This window comes from Peptostreptococcus canis, assembly GCF_014229965.1.
In the GTDB taxonomy this organism is placed as follows: domain Bacteria; phylum Bacillota; class Clostridia; order Peptostreptococcales; family Peptostreptococcaceae; genus Peptostreptococcus; species Peptostreptococcus canis.
In genome coordinates this window covers 1-318 of the sequence record NZ_JABGBW010000034.1, presented here as the reverse complement: position 1 = coordinate 318, position 318 = coordinate 1, and the positions used below count along the sequence as shown (strand labels likewise).

At 46.5% G+C, this 318-nt stretch carries 3 tRNA genes; all 3 read left to right on the top strand.

The annotated features are described in order from the left end of the window. Nucleotides 1-44: 44 nt before the first annotated feature. The 3 genes from HLB29_RS09580 (at nucleotide 45) to HLB29_RS09570 (ending at nucleotide 311) form a co-directional block, all read left to right on the top strand. Nucleotides 45-119, top strand: a tRNA-Thr gene (locus HLB29_RS09580). 4 nt (nucleotides 120-123) lie between these two features. Further along, a tRNA-Tyr gene (locus HLB29_RS09575) sits at nucleotides 124-208 on the top strand. A gap of 19 nt (nucleotides 209-227) precedes the next feature. Continuing rightward, a tRNA-Leu gene (locus HLB29_RS09570) sits at nucleotides 228-311 on the top strand. The last annotated feature ends 7 nt before the right edge of the window (nucleotides 312-318 follow it).

The window sequence follows — 318 nt, the reverse complement described above, 5'->3', positions numbered from 1 at the left end:
AGGATTTTAGTATAAATAATTCTAGAAAAGAAAGTAAAAAATATGCTGGTGTGGCTCAACGGTAGAGCAGCTGACTTGTAATCAGCAGGTTGTAGGTTCGATTCCTATCACCAGCTCCAAAGTGGAGGATTTCCCGAGCGGCCAAAGGGGGCAGACTGTAAATCTGTTGTCACCGACTTCGGTGGTTCGAATCCACCATCCTCCACCAGAAAAATATAAACAAATAAGCGGATGTGGCGGAATTGGCAGACGCACTAGACTTAGGATCTAGCGCCTTTGGCGTGGGGGTTCGACTCCCTTCATCCGCACCAATTGTTT